11 protein-coding genes are annotated in these 14471 nt (G+C 71.2%); 2 read left to right on the forward strand and 9 right to left on the reverse strand.

The window, feature by feature from the left end; all coding sequences use genetic code 11:
- Window positions 1-91 precede the first annotated feature (91 nt).
- The 9 genes from FHR82_RS44780 to FHR82_RS44820 are packed head-to-tail and all read right to left on the reverse strand — an operon-like array spanning window position 92 to window position 11057.
- Window positions 92-1051: a proline dehydrogenase family protein gene (locus FHR82_RS44780; RefSeq protein ID WP_184816807.1), complete on the reverse strand. Its 960-nt coding sequence runs from the start codon at window positions 1049-1051 to the stop codon at window positions 92-94.
- On the reverse strand, window positions 1051-2295 hold the full coding sequence (locus FHR82_RS44785) for a fatty acid desaturase family protein (RefSeq protein ID WP_184816808.1): 1245 nt from the start codon (window positions 2293-2295) through the stop codon (window positions 1051-1053). The genes FHR82_RS44780 and FHR82_RS44785 overlap by 1 nt, the downstream gene beginning before the upstream one ends.
- Window positions 2296-2344: 49 nt before the next feature.
- Entirely contained in the window at window positions 2345-4273 is a 1929-nt protein-coding gene (locus FHR82_RS44790; protein ID WP_184816809.1) for a S9 family peptidase, read from the reverse strand.
- 45 nt (window positions 4274-4318) lie between these two features.
- Complete coding sequence (locus tag FHR82_RS44795; protein ID WP_184816810.1) at window positions 4319-5320, reverse strand: enolase C-terminal domain-like protein; 1002 nt, start codon at window positions 5318-5320, stop codon at window positions 4319-4321.
- Window positions 5317-6561: an ATP-grasp domain-containing protein gene (locus FHR82_RS44800; protein ID WP_184816811.1), complete on the reverse strand. Its 1245-nt coding sequence runs from the start codon at window positions 6559-6561 to the stop codon at window positions 5317-5319. Before FHR82_RS44800 ends, FHR82_RS44795 begins: the two co-directional genes overlap by 4 nt.
- Before the next feature lie 28 nt (window positions 6562-6589).
- Window positions 6590-7843 (reverse strand): ATP-grasp domain-containing protein, encoded by a 1254-nt coding sequence (locus tag FHR82_RS44805; RefSeq protein WP_184816812.1) that lies wholly within the window; start codon window positions 7841-7843, stop codon window positions 6590-6592.
- A 44-nt stretch (window positions 7844-7887) separates the two neighbouring features.
- Window positions 7888-8460, reverse strand: a complete 573-nt coding sequence (locus FHR82_RS44810) for an aspartyl/asparaginyl beta-hydroxylase domain-containing protein (RefSeq protein WP_184816813.1) — start codon at window positions 8458-8460, stop codon at window positions 7888-7890.
- A 36-nt stretch (window positions 8461-8496) separates the two neighbouring features.
- Entirely contained in the window at window positions 8497-9735 is a 1239-nt protein-coding gene (locus FHR82_RS44815; protein WP_184816814.1) for an MFS transporter, read from the reverse strand.
- Window positions 9726-11057 carry an ATP-grasp domain-containing protein gene (locus FHR82_RS44820; protein WP_184816815.1) on the reverse strand — a complete coding sequence of 444 codons (1332 nt, stop codon included), beginning with the start codon at window positions 11055-11057 and terminating at the stop codon, window positions 9726-9728. The genes FHR82_RS44815 and FHR82_RS44820 overlap by 10 nt, the downstream gene beginning before the upstream one ends.
- A 488-nt stretch (window positions 11058-11545) precedes the next feature.
- Between FHR82_RS44820 and FHR82_RS44825 the strand changes: the two genes are divergently transcribed.
- Window positions 11546-13177 (forward strand): MBL fold metallo-hydrolase, encoded by a 1632-nt coding sequence (locus FHR82_RS44825; protein ID WP_221465116.1) that lies wholly within the window; start codon window positions 11546-11548, stop codon window positions 13175-13177.
- A 9-nt stretch (window positions 13178-13186) separates the two neighbouring features.
- Complete coding sequence (locus tag FHR82_RS44830; RefSeq protein ID WP_221465117.1) at window positions 13187-14443, forward strand: ATP-grasp domain-containing protein; 1257 nt, start codon at window positions 13187-13189, stop codon at window positions 14441-14443.
- Window positions 14444-14471 lie beyond the last annotated feature (28 nt).

The raw sequence follows: 14471 nt of genomic DNA on the forward strand, positions 1-14471 counted from the left end.
TACCCGGTTCGACAAACTCGCCGTCCGCTACGAAGCCACCGTCCACATCGCCGCCATCAACGAATGGCTATGACCGACTTCGATACAGGCCCTAGTAGTCGGCGCCGAAAACCACGCGGTCGGGTTCGGCGACGTCGGCCAGCGCGGTGATCGCCATCGGCGGGTGCTCGGCGACCCGGTGCAGCAGGTGCAGCCACCAGTTCTCCCCGTAGGTCAGGTAGACCCGGCAGGAGTGGCCCTGTTCGCGGTGCGCGCGGAGCAGTTCCGGCCGCACCCCGTGCAGCATCTCGATCTCCTCGGCTCCCGCCAGGACACCCGTCCGCGCGGCCTGTGCGAGCAGGCCGGCGTCGTGGGTGGCCAGCGCGACCCTGGCGCCACCCGCGATCGCGCGGGCGGCCAGGTCGAGGTAGCGGGTGTCGAGTTCGGACCCGCGCGGCAGCGCGATCTCCGCCGGTTCGGCGTAGACGCCCTTGACCAGCCGGATCTTCGCGCCGGTGGCCAGGACGGCGGGCAGGTCGTCCGCCGTGCGGTGCAGGTGCGCCTGGAGGGTGATGCCGACGTTGCGGTGGTCTCCGGCCAGCTTGGTGAACACACCGAGGACGTCGTCGACGAACGACGACCGCTCCATGCTGATGATGGCGTCGCTGCCGTGCTCGGCGGCGGCGTCGAGGATGCGGCCCGTGTTCTCCAGCGCCAGCTCGGTGGACAGCAGCATGCCGACGTTCGACAGGTCGAACCCGAGCTGCACCGGGGCGGGCGAGCGCCGGACCAGTCCTATGTAGCCGGTGACGACGGCCTCGACCTCGGCGGGGTCGGTGATCTCCTCGCCGACCGCCTCGACCGAGATCCGGTAACCCTTGGCGCGCAGGGTGGCGGCGCGGTCGAGCAGTTCGTCCTCGGTGGCGGCGGCGACATAGCGCCGGGCGGCGGGGGCCAGCAGCGCGCGCAGCAGCGAGTCCGGCTGGGCGAAGGCCGCGCGGCAGGCCGGGTCGGCGGCCAGGCCGCGCAGGCCCCGGCCCGCCAGGGCGAGTTCGGCGGCGGAGTGGGTCATCAGGCTGCCTTCCGGTAGTCGATGTCGTCGGGCGGCTGCTCGTCGGACGGCTGCTTGCCGAACGGCAGCACACTGGACGGCTGCACGCCGGAAGCCTGCTCGTCGGACTGCTGCGCGGCGGACGGCTGCTCGCCGCTCCTCGCGGTGATCATCATCAGTGTGGCGAAGCTCGGTCCGACGTCGGGTTCGCCGCCCGCGGACCGCCACTCGCGGTACTTGGCGGCGTAGCTGATCACCGTCTCCTTGTCCTTGCGGGCGGCGGGGCGGCTGAACACGCCCGCCCACATCCCGTCCCACATCGCGTACCCGGGGTCGTCCAGCAGGACCTTGTGCGCGTGGCGCAGGTTCCAGAACGGCACCCCGGTGTTGAGGTGGTGTACCAGGTGGAAGCGGTCGGCGTGCCTGCTCAGCAGGAACTGCTCCCAGCGCCTGCCGTGCCGGTTGCGGGTCAGGAGGACGCGCTTGGACTCGCCCTCCGGCATCGGGTAGTGCTCGGCCAACTCCGAGAGCCACCCGATCGCGACGCCCGAGGTGCACAGCGGGACGAACCAGAACAGCAGCAGCTCGGGCAGCCAACCGAACCACGCGCACAGGCCGATGATCAGCGCCCACTCGGCGACCAGGATCAGCCGCTCGATCCGCAGCGGCACCGGGGTGGAGATCTGCGGCATCGACGAGTTCGACCAGAAGCGCTCGCGGAACAGGTACTTCAGGTAGGAGAAGGTCCGCAGTCCGATCGCCGACAGGAACACCTCGCGGATCACGAAGGCCCGGCTGGAGCGGTTGTGGTCGTAGAGGCCGCACTCGATGTGGAACCTGTAGTCCGGGTCGAGGTCGGCGTCACCGAGGTTGCGGTGGTGCAGGCCGACGTGTGTGTTGCGGTAGGGGCCCTGTAAGTGAAAGATCAGGTACCCGCTCAGCACTGTCCCACCGATGACGTTCAGCACGGAGTTGCGCGCGAAGGTCTTGTGCGAGGACTCGTGCAGCAGGTGCGCGAGGAAGCGGTGCGTCGACCCGATCAGGACCAGCGCCACCGGGTAGAACCAGTAGGACACACCGACGCACAGCGCCACGGACAACGCGATCACGGCGTACTCGAACGCGATGGCGAGCAGGCCGTGGAAGTTGTCCAGTTTGCACAGTTCCTTCAGGCCGCGCCGGACCTGTGGCGCCAACCGGTCGAAGCTGAGTTGCTCGGGGTGGCCCGGGCCATCCGGCCCCGTGGAGAACTCCCGTAACGGCATTCTCGATGTCCTTCCCAGACATGTGGCCCCGCCACCGCGGGGGACGCGGTCACAAATCGTCGGCCGGCGCGAACCCGAGGGCCCGGCCGTAGAGGTGCAGCTCGGCCCGCAGGCAACGGGCGGTGGTCGCGGCCCGGCGGAAGCCGTGCCCTTCGCCTTCGAAGGTCAGGTACTCGTGGTCGACGGAGGAGGCGGTCAGGCCCGCCAGGAGCCGTTCGGCCTGTGCGGGCGGGCACACCGTGTCGTCGAGCCCCTGGAAGAGCACCAACGGTGCGGTGATGCGCTCGACGTGGTGCACCGGTGAGCGGTCGCGGTAGACCTCGCGCCGGTCCGGCCACGGGCCGACCAGGCTTTCGAGGTAGCGGGACTCGAAGTCGTGGGTGCCCCTGGTGCGCCAGCCCTCCAGGTCGAGAACCGGGTAGTAGATGGCGGCGGCGTGGTAGAGGTCGGGTTCGGTGGTCAGCGAGACCACCGCGGTCCAGCCGCCCGCGCTGCCGCCGCGGATCGCGATCCGGTTCGGCGTGGCGGTGCCGTCGGCGATCAGGCCGCGGGTGACGGTCGCGCAGTCGGCGACGTCGACCACGCCCCACTCGCCGCGCAGCCCGTCCCGGTAGGCGCGGCCGAAGCCGGTGGACCCCCGGTACTGCACGTCGACCACACCGATGCCGCGGCTGGTGAAGTAGGTGATCTCCTGGTTGCGGACGCGGTGGCTGCGGCTGGTCGGTCCACCGTGGACGAACACCAGGAACGGCGGCGGTTCGCCGTCCGGTGCGGTGAAGTCCGGGCTGTGCGGCGGATACACGTGTGAGTGCACCTCGACGCCGTCGGCGCCTCGGTCGGTGCGGTGCACCGGGACCGAGGCGAAGTCGTCGTGGCCGGCGGTCGCGGGTCGCAGTACGCGGGTCGTGCCCTCGGCGAGATCCACGAGCACGACGGCCCTGCGGTGGCGCGGCCCGGCGGCGACGACGGCGACCCTCGTGCCGTCCGTCGCCGGGTAGGCCCACTCGGTGTACGGGCTGTCGATGTCACGCAGCGAGCCGTCCGGGGACAGCACGCCGAGCGAGCGACCGCTGGTGCCGTGGATGACGGCGACGGAACCATCGGCCAACGGCAGTGCCCAGCGCAGCCCGATGCGCCACAGCGCCTCGCCGAACTCCTCCTCCCGCGCGCACAGGACCCGCGCGGCCCCGGTGGCCGGGTCGACCTCGTGGAGGTTCCACCAGCCCGCCGGGTCGCTGATCGCGTAGAGGGTGTCGGTCCCCACCGCCCAGTCCACCTGGGTCACCGAGACGCCATCGCCGCCGTGCGTCCGGCGGGGTTCACCGAGGGTGCCGTCCGGATTGATCCCGGCGACGACCAGGTCCGTGCTGTCCCAGGGCATCGCGGGGTGGTTCCACCCGAGCCACGCGACCTGGGTGCCGCTGGGCGCCAGGCGCGGGCCGGTCATGAAGTCGTGGGTGGCGGCCAGCACGCGCACGGCCGACGGGTCGGTCGCGCCGGTGCCGTCCAGCGGTAGCGCGACCAGGTGCCGGGTGACCTTGGTGCACTCCGGGTCGAGCACGGTCTCCCGCAGGCACCACACCTCGGTGTCCCGCACGGAGAGGTCCGCGTGGCGCAGGGACGCCCCGTCGCCGACCGGGCTCAGCGGGACCGGCTCGGCGCCGGGAGTCCACCGGTACACGCGCTGGTCGGCGTAGTGCACGAAGACGACGCCGTCGCCTGCGGGCGCCCACGGCCTGCCGCCGTACTCGATCACCCGTGTGCGCACGTCCCAGCCGGGCAGCGCGTCGACGATGCCCTCACCGGTGTGGCGCATCAGCGCGTTGCGGCCGCCCTCGCCGGGGCGGACCTCGGTCCACCAGACCTCGTCGCCGACGAAGCCCAGCCATTCCACGAGGGCCTCGCCCGCGGCGACGTCGTCGGCGCCCACCGGCGATGGCCAGCTGCCATAGGGGGCCGTGTTGCGGACGTGGTTCATCGGTGGCCGGTCCCTTTCGCTGTCGATAGCCCGCTGGAGGCGGTGTCAGTAGGCGATGCGCGGCACGCCGGGGGCGGAGCTGTCGAGCCGGTAGGACATGACCGACGGGTCGCCGGTCAGCCAGAAGTGCCCGTCGAGGTCGGTCCACTCGCACAGGCCGACCAACTGCGCGGCGTAGGCGATGGCGCGGGGTGGTTCGAGGAAGCAGCCGAGCATCCTGGTCGCGCCGCGGGCGCCGAGGTCGGTGAGGACCCGGTGTCCTGGCAGCAGCCCGCCCAGCCGCATGAGCTTGGTGTTGGCGCCGTCCGCGACGGCCACGGCGGCCTCGACGTCGGCGACGGTGTTGACGCCCTCGTCCAGGATGACCTTGGTGTCCGGGAGCGCGGCGCGGACCTCGGCGAGCAGGTCCCGGTCGTGCACCGGGTCCTCCAGCACCGCGGGCGCGATCTCGGTGACCAGGTCGCGCAGGCGCCCCCAGTCCCGCGCGTCCCAGCCGCGGTTGACGTCGAGGATGATCGGACCCGGGACGCCGACGAGCCCGCGCAGGACCACGTCGTCGTCGGGGCCGCCGAGCTTGATCTTCACCGGGCGGGTGCCCGCCGGGATCTCCTCGCCGATCGGCACGGTGTGCAGCAGGCGCACCGTCCCCGGTGCCGGCAGGTCGAGCAGCCGCCAGACCGGCACGCCCGCGCGCCGGGCGGCGCGGTCGAGGAACGCCATCTCGACCAGCATCCTGGCCGGTCCGGACGCGTGTTCGCCCACCTGGTCCAGCGCGGCGACGAGCTCGGCCGGGGTCAGCTGACCGCGGTCGGCCACCGCGCGGGCCATGGCGGCCGCCTCGGTGCCGATCACGGTGGCGTCCTGGCCGTAGCCGAGGTCGGCGGCGATCTCGCCGTCGCCGACGTGCCCGTCCCCGGTGTCGCCGAGGGAGAGCCGGACGATGTCGACCGTCTCGATGGTCATGTGCGAGATCTCGAACGAGCGCGGTAGCGGCAGCGGCTCGACGGTGAGGTCGACGGTCCCGTCGGCCGGTGTGGTGGTCGTCATCGCACGTCCACCGCCGGGGCGATGGTGAAGCGCACCGCGTCGACGAGCTTCGCGGCGAGCGCGCGGGCCTCGGCCGGGGTGTCCGCGCCGACGACGATCACGCCGACCCGGTCCTCCCCGTTGTGGAACGGGCGGATCTCGTCACCCTCCCCCACCGACAGCTCGGCGTGCACGACCGCCGGGTGCGAGCTGGCCGACTCCCAGCCGGTCACCGACAGCACCCGGCCCGGTGGCGGCGCGAAGTAGCGCGCGGCGGCGGCGCGGGCCACGATGACGGGACCGGGCTCGGTGGCGCCGAGGACGTCGTCGTACACCAGGCCGTAGAGCTCCAGGCCGGGGATGGCGTGTTCGAGCATCTTGTGGATCCACCCGCCGCCGACGCGCACGTGGACCTCGCCGATCACCACGCCGCGCTCGGTCAGCCACAGCTCGACGTGGAAGAGCCCGAAGGTCAGCTCCAGCGCGCGCAGCGCCGCCAGCACCTCCCGCTCGATGCGCTCGGTGTCGGCCGCCGGAAGGTCGGCGGGCAGGACGTGCCCGATCTCCACGAAGTACGGCGGCGGGAGCTTCTCCTTGGCGGTGACCGCGAAGACCCTCGGCTCGCCGCGGAGGAAGACGCCCTCCACGCTGAACTCCGGACCGTCCACGAACTCCTCGATGAGGAACTCCTCGGGGTTCGGCAGCGCCTCGACGGCGTCGCGCAGCTCGGCGACCGCGGTCACCTTGCGGACACCGTCGCTGCCGGACCCGTCGCGGGGCTTGACGACCCAGGGGCCGTCGGTGCCGAGGGTGAACTCCTCCGCGTCGGCCAGGCAGGCGCACAGGCGCACCGCGGGCTGCGGGAACCCGGCGGCGGCCAACGCCGCACGGCCGTCGTCCTTGGTGCGCACCCGCCGCACGGCGTGCGGTGGGTTGCCCGGCAGGCCGAGGACGTGCGCGGTCTCGGCGACGGCGACCTGGGCCATCTCCCGCACGCCGAACACGACGTCGAACCCACCGGGTCGCTCGGCGGCCCACGCCGCCACCGCGCCGGCGGTCCCGTGGTCCACGACCGACCCCTCGTTCGCGGCGGCCGCCACCGAGGGCGTGGCCGCGAAAGTGGTCTCCTGGTTGGTCACGTGCGTGGCGAGGCCGCGGTCGGCCGCCTGCCGCAACGCCGCGATCGCGACGTCCACGCTCAGCGACATGTCTCCCGCCCCGCCGACCAGCAGCAGGCGGCCGGGTTCGCGTTCGGTGGTCATGCTCGACCTCCTCGGTGCTCGAGCGCGGTCAGCGCAGCCGGTAGACGCGGTCCTTGAGCTCCTGCACGCGCTCGTAGTCGCGCTCGAGCTGCTCGGCCGAGTCGGTGCCCAGGTGCACCGCCAGGGTGCTGGTGTAGAGGTCGATGGTCGGCTTGATCCGGCTGCCCGGCTTGAGCTTGACCCGCAGGTGCCGCACCGAGGGCAGGGCTTCGATGTCGGCGACCACGTCCTCGTCGATGCTGTCGACCACGCCGTCCAGCTCGGTCGGGGTGATCACCATGCAGCCGTACAGGAGCCGCTGGTAGCGCCGGTCCGCGTAGCGGTCGAGGAACTCCTGCGGGCGGACCGCGGCGAGGGCGGTCAGGTCGGCCTGGTTCGCCCCGCAGCACGCGTCGTTGTACGCGGGCACCACACCACCGGTCATCCGGGCGCCGACCTCCACCAGCGTGGGGCCGTGCTCGGTGCGGATGACCTCGGCGTGGGTCGGGCCGTAGTCGATGCCCAGCGCGTCCAGCGCGGAGGAGGTGTAGGCGATCAGCTCCGCGACCTCGGGCGAGTCCGGGTCCTGGATGTCGTCGCGGTCGTAGATGTTGTGCACGTCCACCAGGCGCTTGCGGTACTTCCACACCGCGCTCGTGTAGCGGCGCCCCCCGTGCGACACCATGTCCACCGAGTACTCGTCGCCGGCCAGGTAGGACTGGACGAGCACCTCGCGGTTGGGGTCCTCGAAGATGGTGGACGCGCCGAGCACGGCCTCGGCGGCCTTGCGGACCTGCTCCGGGGAGGTGCAGATCGCCACGCCGTCGGTCGCGGCCGAGGCGAGCGGCTTCACCACGACCGGGTAGGCGCCCCTGGTCTCGGCCCAGGCCACGATGTCCTCGGCGGCACCGCTCTTGAACTGGTCGGCGCACCGCACGCCCGCCTGGCGCAGCGCCTCGATCATCTCGTACTTGTCCCGCCGCGCCCGCGACTTGTCGCTGCCGTTGCCGGGCAGCCCGAGCAGCTCGTTGAGCCGGTCGGTCCACTCGACCCCGGGCTCCTGCCCGGTGACGACGGCGACCGGCGCGAACGCGGCGAGCTCGGCCGCGGCCTCCTCCGGGGTCGCGCACACGACGTTGGCCCGGTAGGCGCTCAGGTCCGGCAACATCATCGAGGTCATCATCTCGATGCTGCTCTGCACGTGGACCACATCCGCGCCTGCTCGCGCGAACGCGGGAGGCAGGTGGTTGCCCGAGGTGTACCCGTCGACGATCACGGCGACCGGGCGCGGTTGTCCAGACATGTTCCTACTCACGGGTTGGTCGATGGTGTGCTGGCGCGGGCTGGTCACTCGACCTTGGTCATGGTCAGGTGGATGCGCGAGGTGCCACCCGCGTTGTAGGCCGAGTGGTGCAGCTTGGTGTTGAGGATGTGGATGCGGCCGTCGGTGGGCACGTGGTAGGTCTGGCCGGTCCGCAGCAGGAGCCTGCAGTCCTCATTGGTGATGATGGCCATGTGCGCGACGCGGGAGGCGTCGGTGTGCATGTGGTAGATCTCCGACGGGTGCAGCGCGACCAGGCGCATGCGGCCGATCCGGAACGGCAGGCTCTTGTAGATCTCGTAGAAGTAGGTGTCCTTCAGCTCCTCGTTGAAGAAGCTGAAGTCGCTCTCCTCGAAGTTCTTCTCGCCGGTGGCCTGGTTGAACTGGCCGTTGCCCGCGTCGTGCCACGGGTCCTCGGCGCCTGCGCGGTGCGTCAGGCCGAGCCTGCGCAGGCGGTGGTCGGGGTTCTCCGGGTCGGTGACCGGCACGCGGTCGACGACCTGCTGGTAGGCCCTGAGGATTTCGTCGTGCTCGAACTGCAGTCCGGGCACCAGCTCGATCATCTCGGTGTTCACGGACTCGACAACGGACTGGGACAAGATCCACCCCTTTGGACGGTTGCTACGCGGTTGACATCACAGGTGCGCGGGACGCCACCTGCGCAAGGACCAATCGACCAGTGGCCTGCTCGCGGCACCGATCACGAGGAACCCGGCGGCGATCGTGAGCCAGGCGGGCAGGCCGTAGGTCACGGCCAGCCCGAGAACCGCAGGGGCCACCGCCTCGGCGACCCCGCCGCCGAGGCCGAACACGCCGGAGTACTGCCCCTGGGCGTGCGGCGCGGCGAGGCCGAAGGAGTACTCCATCGACGCCGCGGCGTGCCACAGCTCGCCCAGGGTGTAGATCGCCATGGCCACCAGCAGCAGCGCGATGGCCACGCCGGGAGGCTGGTCGGCGGCGAAGGCCATGCAGACCATGCCCGCGGCCACCGCGACCCCCGCCCAGAGCATGCGCCTGCCCGCGGAGTCGTGGTCGGCGACGTTGCGGCTGACCACCACCTGCAAGGTGATGATCATGGCGGTGTTCAGGGCCAGTGCGACCGAGACCATCCACCTCGGCGCGTCGGTGTGGTCGACGATCCACAGCGGCATCAGGAAGGTCGGGACGGCGAAGTGCAGGGACATGAGGCAGTTGAGGATGGTCGCCGTCAGGTACGGCCGGTCGCGCATGGCGGCCCAGCGGTCCTTGACCTCGGGGCCGGTCGTCGGCGCGAGGTGCGGCAGCCGGGTCAGCATGATCGCGCCGCCCGCGAAGGCCAGCACCCGGCCGCCGATCAGCGCCAGGTAGGCGGCCTCGGTGTCGAGCTGGATCGCGACGCCCGCGGCGAGCGACCCCAGCGCGACGGCGAGGTTCACCACCGAGCGCAGGTACGCGCGGAAGGTGGCGGGGTTGTCCCCGGCGAACCCGCGGATGAGCGGCGCCTTGCTCGACTTGTCCGCCGCGAACACCAGGCCGACCAGCACCGAGACGATGATGTACGGCAACAGCGAGCTGACGAACATGTAGCACGTCATCGCGCCCGCGCCCGCGATCATGACCACGACCTGGGTCTCGCGCGCGCCGAACCGGTCGGCGACACGGCCGGCGAGCACGCCTGCCACGAGGCCGACCATGGCGCCGAGGAACAGGCCGAGCGCGACGTGGGTCATCGGGAGCTTGACGATGCGGGTGAAGTACAGCGCGCTGCTCGCCATGAACATGCCGCTGCCGACCGCGTTGACGAACGACGCCACGGCCAGCGCGCGCTGCGGCGGGGTCTCCGGCAGGAGCCTCGCCACCAGGCCGGGCTTGCCGGGGCTCTGCGTCAGCGCCACAGCTGGTCCTTGTAGTCCTCGTCGGGCCAGGTGGCCTGCTGCCAGGCGCGCAGTTCGCGCATGGCGCCGCCGGACGGGGCGATCAGCAGGCGCTCGTCGAACCACGCCCGCAGCTCCTCGAAGCGGCGCAGCATCGCGTCCTCCGACTCCGCCGACACCAGCACCTGGGCGATGCGCGCGTTCGTGCTGCCGACCCCCGAGGAGATCTGGCTGCCGAAGGCGTACTCGACGCGCACGTGCTCGACACCCGGCAGCGCCTTCATCTCCGCGGGCGACGGGCACCGGAACAACGTGCCCGACCTGCCCATCAGGTAGGTGCCGCCGATGGTTTCCGGACGCACCTGGATGTCCAGTTCCGGCTTGCGCCCCAGGGCGCCGAGCAGCGCGGCCGCCCCGAGGTGGACGTTGAACTTCGCCTGGACTTCCTCGTGTACCAGTGCACCGCCACGCCGGGCCGCGCACTCGCCGAAGGTCAGCGTCCCGGTCGCCGGGTCGTGGAACAGCTCCATGTGGAACACGCCGTCACGCAGGTCGAGCGCTTTGAGCGCACGGGCCACCAGGGGCTGGCCGCGCTCGTAGGCCCACGCCTCGGTAGTCGGGTCGAACCGGCGCAGCCACAGCGGCAGCGCCTGGTCGACCGTGCTCAGGCACGGCACGCCGTAACGGCCGAGCGCGCAGAAGATCATTTCACCGTCGAAGACGACGCCGTCGGCGACCCACTCCTCGGCGCCGTCGATGAACTCCTCGAGAACGAACGTGCGCTGGCCGGTCCGCTCGGCGCGGTACTTCGCGCTCAGCGCGCGCAGCTGCTCGACGCTGTCCACCACGGATGTCATGGCGGTGGCCGCGCCCGCGATGGGCTTGAGGACCGCACGCTCGTAGGGCAGCTCGGTGATGTCGCCGACGTCGTGGACGTCATCGATCACCGTGGTCAGCGCGGCCGGGATGCCCGCGTCGCGCACCCGTCGCTTCTGGAGGGTCTTGTCGCGGAAGTACACCGCCGTGACCGGGTCGATCGCGCGGGCGCCGAGGTGCCCGGCGAGAACACCCGCGGTGACCATGGCCCACTCGTCGCTGGTCTGCACGGCGTCGAACCGGCGATCACCGAGCCCGGCCCGGTGCAGCGCGCTGAGCACGGCCTCCGGACTGGACGCCTGGTCGACGCGGAGCACCGTCATGCCGTCTGGCACGAGCTGCAGGCCGTAGTCGTGCGCACCGGCGCCCCAGGCGACGACGCCCTCGACGTCGTGTTGCTGGCAGGCCTCCAGGACGTACTTGTCCACGCCCAGCATCAGCACCAGTGGTCGGGGTGCAGCGGTCATCTGATCCATCGCATTTCGGGTGCAGCCGGGCGACGAGCCCGATCGTCGGACGATGTCAATCTTTTGTCGAATATAAGCGGAGCCGCCACAAGGTATATCCATTAACCGATGGCGCGCGCAAGTAATGCGCCGCAAGAATCCATCGACAATCCAGGCGAAGAGCAATATCGCGTATTGACATCCGGGCCGCCGACTTGCGTACACTACGGCCGGGCACGGATTCAGAGCTTTGACCACCGCATATACGAAGCCGACGTGCTCAAGTGGGGATCGGCGCGAAATCACGAGGTAGCGCCGTCCGGCGACTGGGGAACACCTTTCAGACCGCAACAAAATAATCTTGAACAGTCCACCAAGGTCGATGCCGCGGGCGTTAGCCGACACGGGGACATCACGCCCTCCCGACGTGACGGGGACAACCGCGTCACTGACGATCACACGAATTTCAGGCACCGGCTGCCTCGCCACCACCTATCGAAGGAATCTCGATGAGTTCGAGCAAAGCCGCCATGCGCTATCTCGCCACGTCCACCGTGGTGCAGCCGCTGATCCACCGGTGGTACGCCGTTCCCTACTTCGCGGCTCCCCACACCGGCGCGATGAACCTCGCGAAGCGGCAGCTCCCCGCGTTGCGCAGCTACCTCGCCGCACCAGAGGCGCACGCGTTGGCGCTGACCAACCCCGACATGTTCGGCGCGCCATTCGTCAACGCGCGGGAGGGCGGACCGGCCGCCATCGAGGAACTGGTCGAGCGCACGCTCAAGGAGGGCCAGCCCCGGCTGCGGCTCGCCGAGGACATCGACACCATGCGCGCGGTGCTCAAGGCCAAGGCGGACGGTGGCTCGCTCGCCCCGCTCTACGCCGAGCTGCCGCCCAGCCTGCACGGGGTGTCCGAGCTGGTCTACGACACCGCCGGCAACGCGTCGCTGCGGTTCTTCGAGTCACTGCTGTACCGGACGGCGGCGCTGCAGCCCGAGGCCCAGACGATCTCGCTGCTGCCCCGCCACGACCCGAACCAGCCGTTCGTCTACGGCTCCCCCGTGCTCCCGCACGGCCGGGCCGAGCTGAACGTGCCGTTCTCCGCGCCGGAGCTGGGCGAGCTGTTCGCGGGCCACCGCCGGCAGGTCGACGTCGAGCAGCTGGTCGAACTGTTCGAGCTGGCGGGTGCGCAGCAGGAGATCTTCCGCGGCCTGTTCACCGACCGCGAGCCCCGCCCGTACACCTACGCCGCCCCGGGCGAGGTCCGGATGCGCTACTTCGGACACGCCAGCGTCCTGCTGGAGTTCGAGGGCTTCACCGTGATGACCGACCCGACCCTCGGCTACGACGACGACGGCCACTCGCACTACACCTTCGCCGACCTGCCTGAGCGCATCGACGTCGTGGTGATCAGCCACGGCCATTCCGACCACTTCTCGCTGGAGACGCTGCTCCAGCTCCGCGACCGGATCGGGACGATCGTGGTCCCGCAGACCTCCGGCGGCACCCTCCCGGACTTCAACCTGCGCGTGTTCCTGGAGAACTTCGGCTTCCGGAACGTGGTGGAGCTCGGCGAGGTGCAGTCCCTCGACCTCGGCCACGCCCGGATCACCGCGCTGCCGTTCCTCGGCGAGCACGGCGACATGGACATCCGCGCGAAGATGGTCCCGATGGTCCGCATCGGCGGCCGAGGCTTCCTGTTCGCCACCGACACCTCGCCGATCGACCCGTCGATCTACGAGCTCGTCGGCCGCGAGATCGGCACCATCGACGCGCTGTTCATCGGCCTGGAGTGCGTCGGCGCGCCCATGAGCTGGCTCTACGGCCCGTTCCTGGACACCCCCATCGGCCGCGACCACGACAACGACCGCGGCCTGAAGGGCTCGTTCGCCGGTCCGGCCGACAAGGTGGCCCAGCAGGTCGGCGCGCGCAACGTGTTCGTCTACGCGCTGGGCATGGAGCCGTGGCTCAAGCACCTGTCCGGCTGCTGGTACGACCCGGAGGCCGAGCAGATCAAGCAGTCCGAGCTGCTCACCGAGCTGTGCGCCCGCCGAGGCGTGTCCTCGGAGCTGCTCTACATCACCGACCAGCGCAGCTGGCCCTCGGGCTCCGAGGCGGTCACCCCGACCCGCGCGAAGTAGCGGTCCCCGGTGAACCAGGTGCTGGCCGTCGGCTACGACCTCGGCTCGGTCGGTCCCACCGAACTGGCCGCGGCGGGCCGGGCGTGCGGTGTGGACGTGGTGCTCGTGGTCGACTCCACGTGCGCCCACGTCGCGAGCGTGCTCCCGGTGCTGCGCAGGCGGTTCGAGGTGGTCGACATCGCCGGTCTGTCCACTGTGGATGCCGCGGGCGAGGTCGCGCGGCACCGGGTCGACGGCGTGCTCACCTTCAGCGACCTCTGCCTGTCGACCACGGCGGGCATCGCCGACCGGCTGGGGCTGAAGCGGTGGCACTCCCCCGCGGTGACGGCCGTGCTCCTCGACAAGAGCGCGCAGCGCACCGCGTGGGCGGCGGCGGGCCTGGACACCACCAGGCACGCCGCGGTCGACGCGGAGACCGAGGTGGCCGCCGCGTTGGCCTCGGTCGGCCTGCCCGCCGTGCTCAAGCCCCGCGGTGGGACCGCGGGGCAGCACGTCAGCCGGGTGGACGACCTCGACGAGGCGCTGGACGCCGCCCGCCGCTTCTTCGCCGACGCGCCCCGCGGCACCGCGATGGTGGCCGAGGAGTTGCTGGTCGGTGACCCGGACGTGGCCGGGGAAGCGTTCGGCGACTACGTCTCGGTCGAGGCCGCGGTGCACGACGGCGAATGCCTGCCGCTCGGTGTGGTGGGCAAGCTGCCGCTCGTGCCGCCGTTCCGGGAGCGCGGGTTCTTCCTGCCCGCCACGCTCGACGCGGCCACCACCGCGCGGGTCCTGGAGGTGGCCGACGCGGCGGTGCGCGCGCTCGGGGTGCGCGACGGGATCGTCCACACCGAACTCAAGCTGACCGCGGCAGGCCCCAGGGTGCTTGAGGTCAACGGCCGCGCTGGCGGGCACGTCCCGGACCTGTTCGAGCGCGCGTTCGGCTATTCCGTGGTCGAGACGGCGATGCGGCTCGCGCTCGGTGAGCGGCCCTCGGCACCGGACGGGTCCGGTGACGCGGTCACCTTCCAGTACGTGTTCCTGCCCCCGCGCGACGCCGAGACCGTCGTGGCCGCCGAGCGGCTCGCCGAGCTTCGTGCGCTCGACGGGATCGACCTGCTCGACGTCCGGGTGCGACCGGGCCAGCGGGTCGACTGGCGCGACGGCGCGTTCGGCCGGTTGGGCAAGGCGTACGGCCGCGTGCCGGACCACGCGGCGCTGGCGGACCTGGTCCGCGGCATCGAAGACACGTTCCACCCGACCTTCACCACGGGTCGGCCCACCTAGTCCCCGGAAATCCGGATCGGTCAGAGGA

The organism is Actinophytocola algeriensis, assembly GCF_014203735.1.
GTDB classification, from domain to species: Bacteria; Actinomycetota; Actinomycetes; order Mycobacteriales; family Pseudonocardiaceae; genus Actinophytocola; species Actinophytocola algeriensis.

What these genes read in the sequence shown, in the direction of transcription:
- FHR82_RS44780 (WP_184816807.1), bottom strand. Translation starts at nt 1,051, where the DNA reads ATGACCCACTCCGCCGCCGAACTCGCCCTGGCGGGCCGGGGCCTGCGC.
- FHR82_RS44785 (WP_184816808.1), bottom strand. Translation starts at nt 2,295, where the DNA reads ATGCCGTTACGGGAGTTCTCCACGGGGCCGGATGGCCCGGGCCACCCC.
- FHR82_RS44790 (WP_184816809.1), bottom strand. Translation starts at nt 4,273, where the DNA reads ATGAACCACGTCCGCAACACGGCCCCCTATGGCAGCTGGCCATCGCCG.
- FHR82_RS44795 (WP_184816810.1), bottom strand. Translation starts at nt 5,320, where the DNA reads ATGACGACCACCACACCGGCCGACGGGACCGTCGACCTCACCGTCGAG.
- FHR82_RS44800 (WP_184816811.1), bottom strand. Translation starts at nt 6,561, where the DNA reads ATGACCACCGAACGCGAACCCGGCCGCCTGCTGCTGGTCGGCGGGGCG.
- FHR82_RS44805 (WP_184816812.1), bottom strand. Translation starts at nt 7,843, where the DNA reads ATGTCTGGACAACCGCGCCCGGTCGCCGTGATCGTCGACGGGTACACC.
- FHR82_RS44820 (WP_184816815.1), bottom strand. Translation starts at nt 11,057, where the DNA reads ATGACCGCTGCACCCCGACCACTGGTGCTGATGCTGGGCGTGGACAAG.
- FHR82_RS44825 (WP_221465116.1), top strand. Translation starts at nt 11,546, where the DNA reads ATGAGTTCGAGCAAAGCCGCCATGCGCTATCTCGCCACGTCCACCGTG.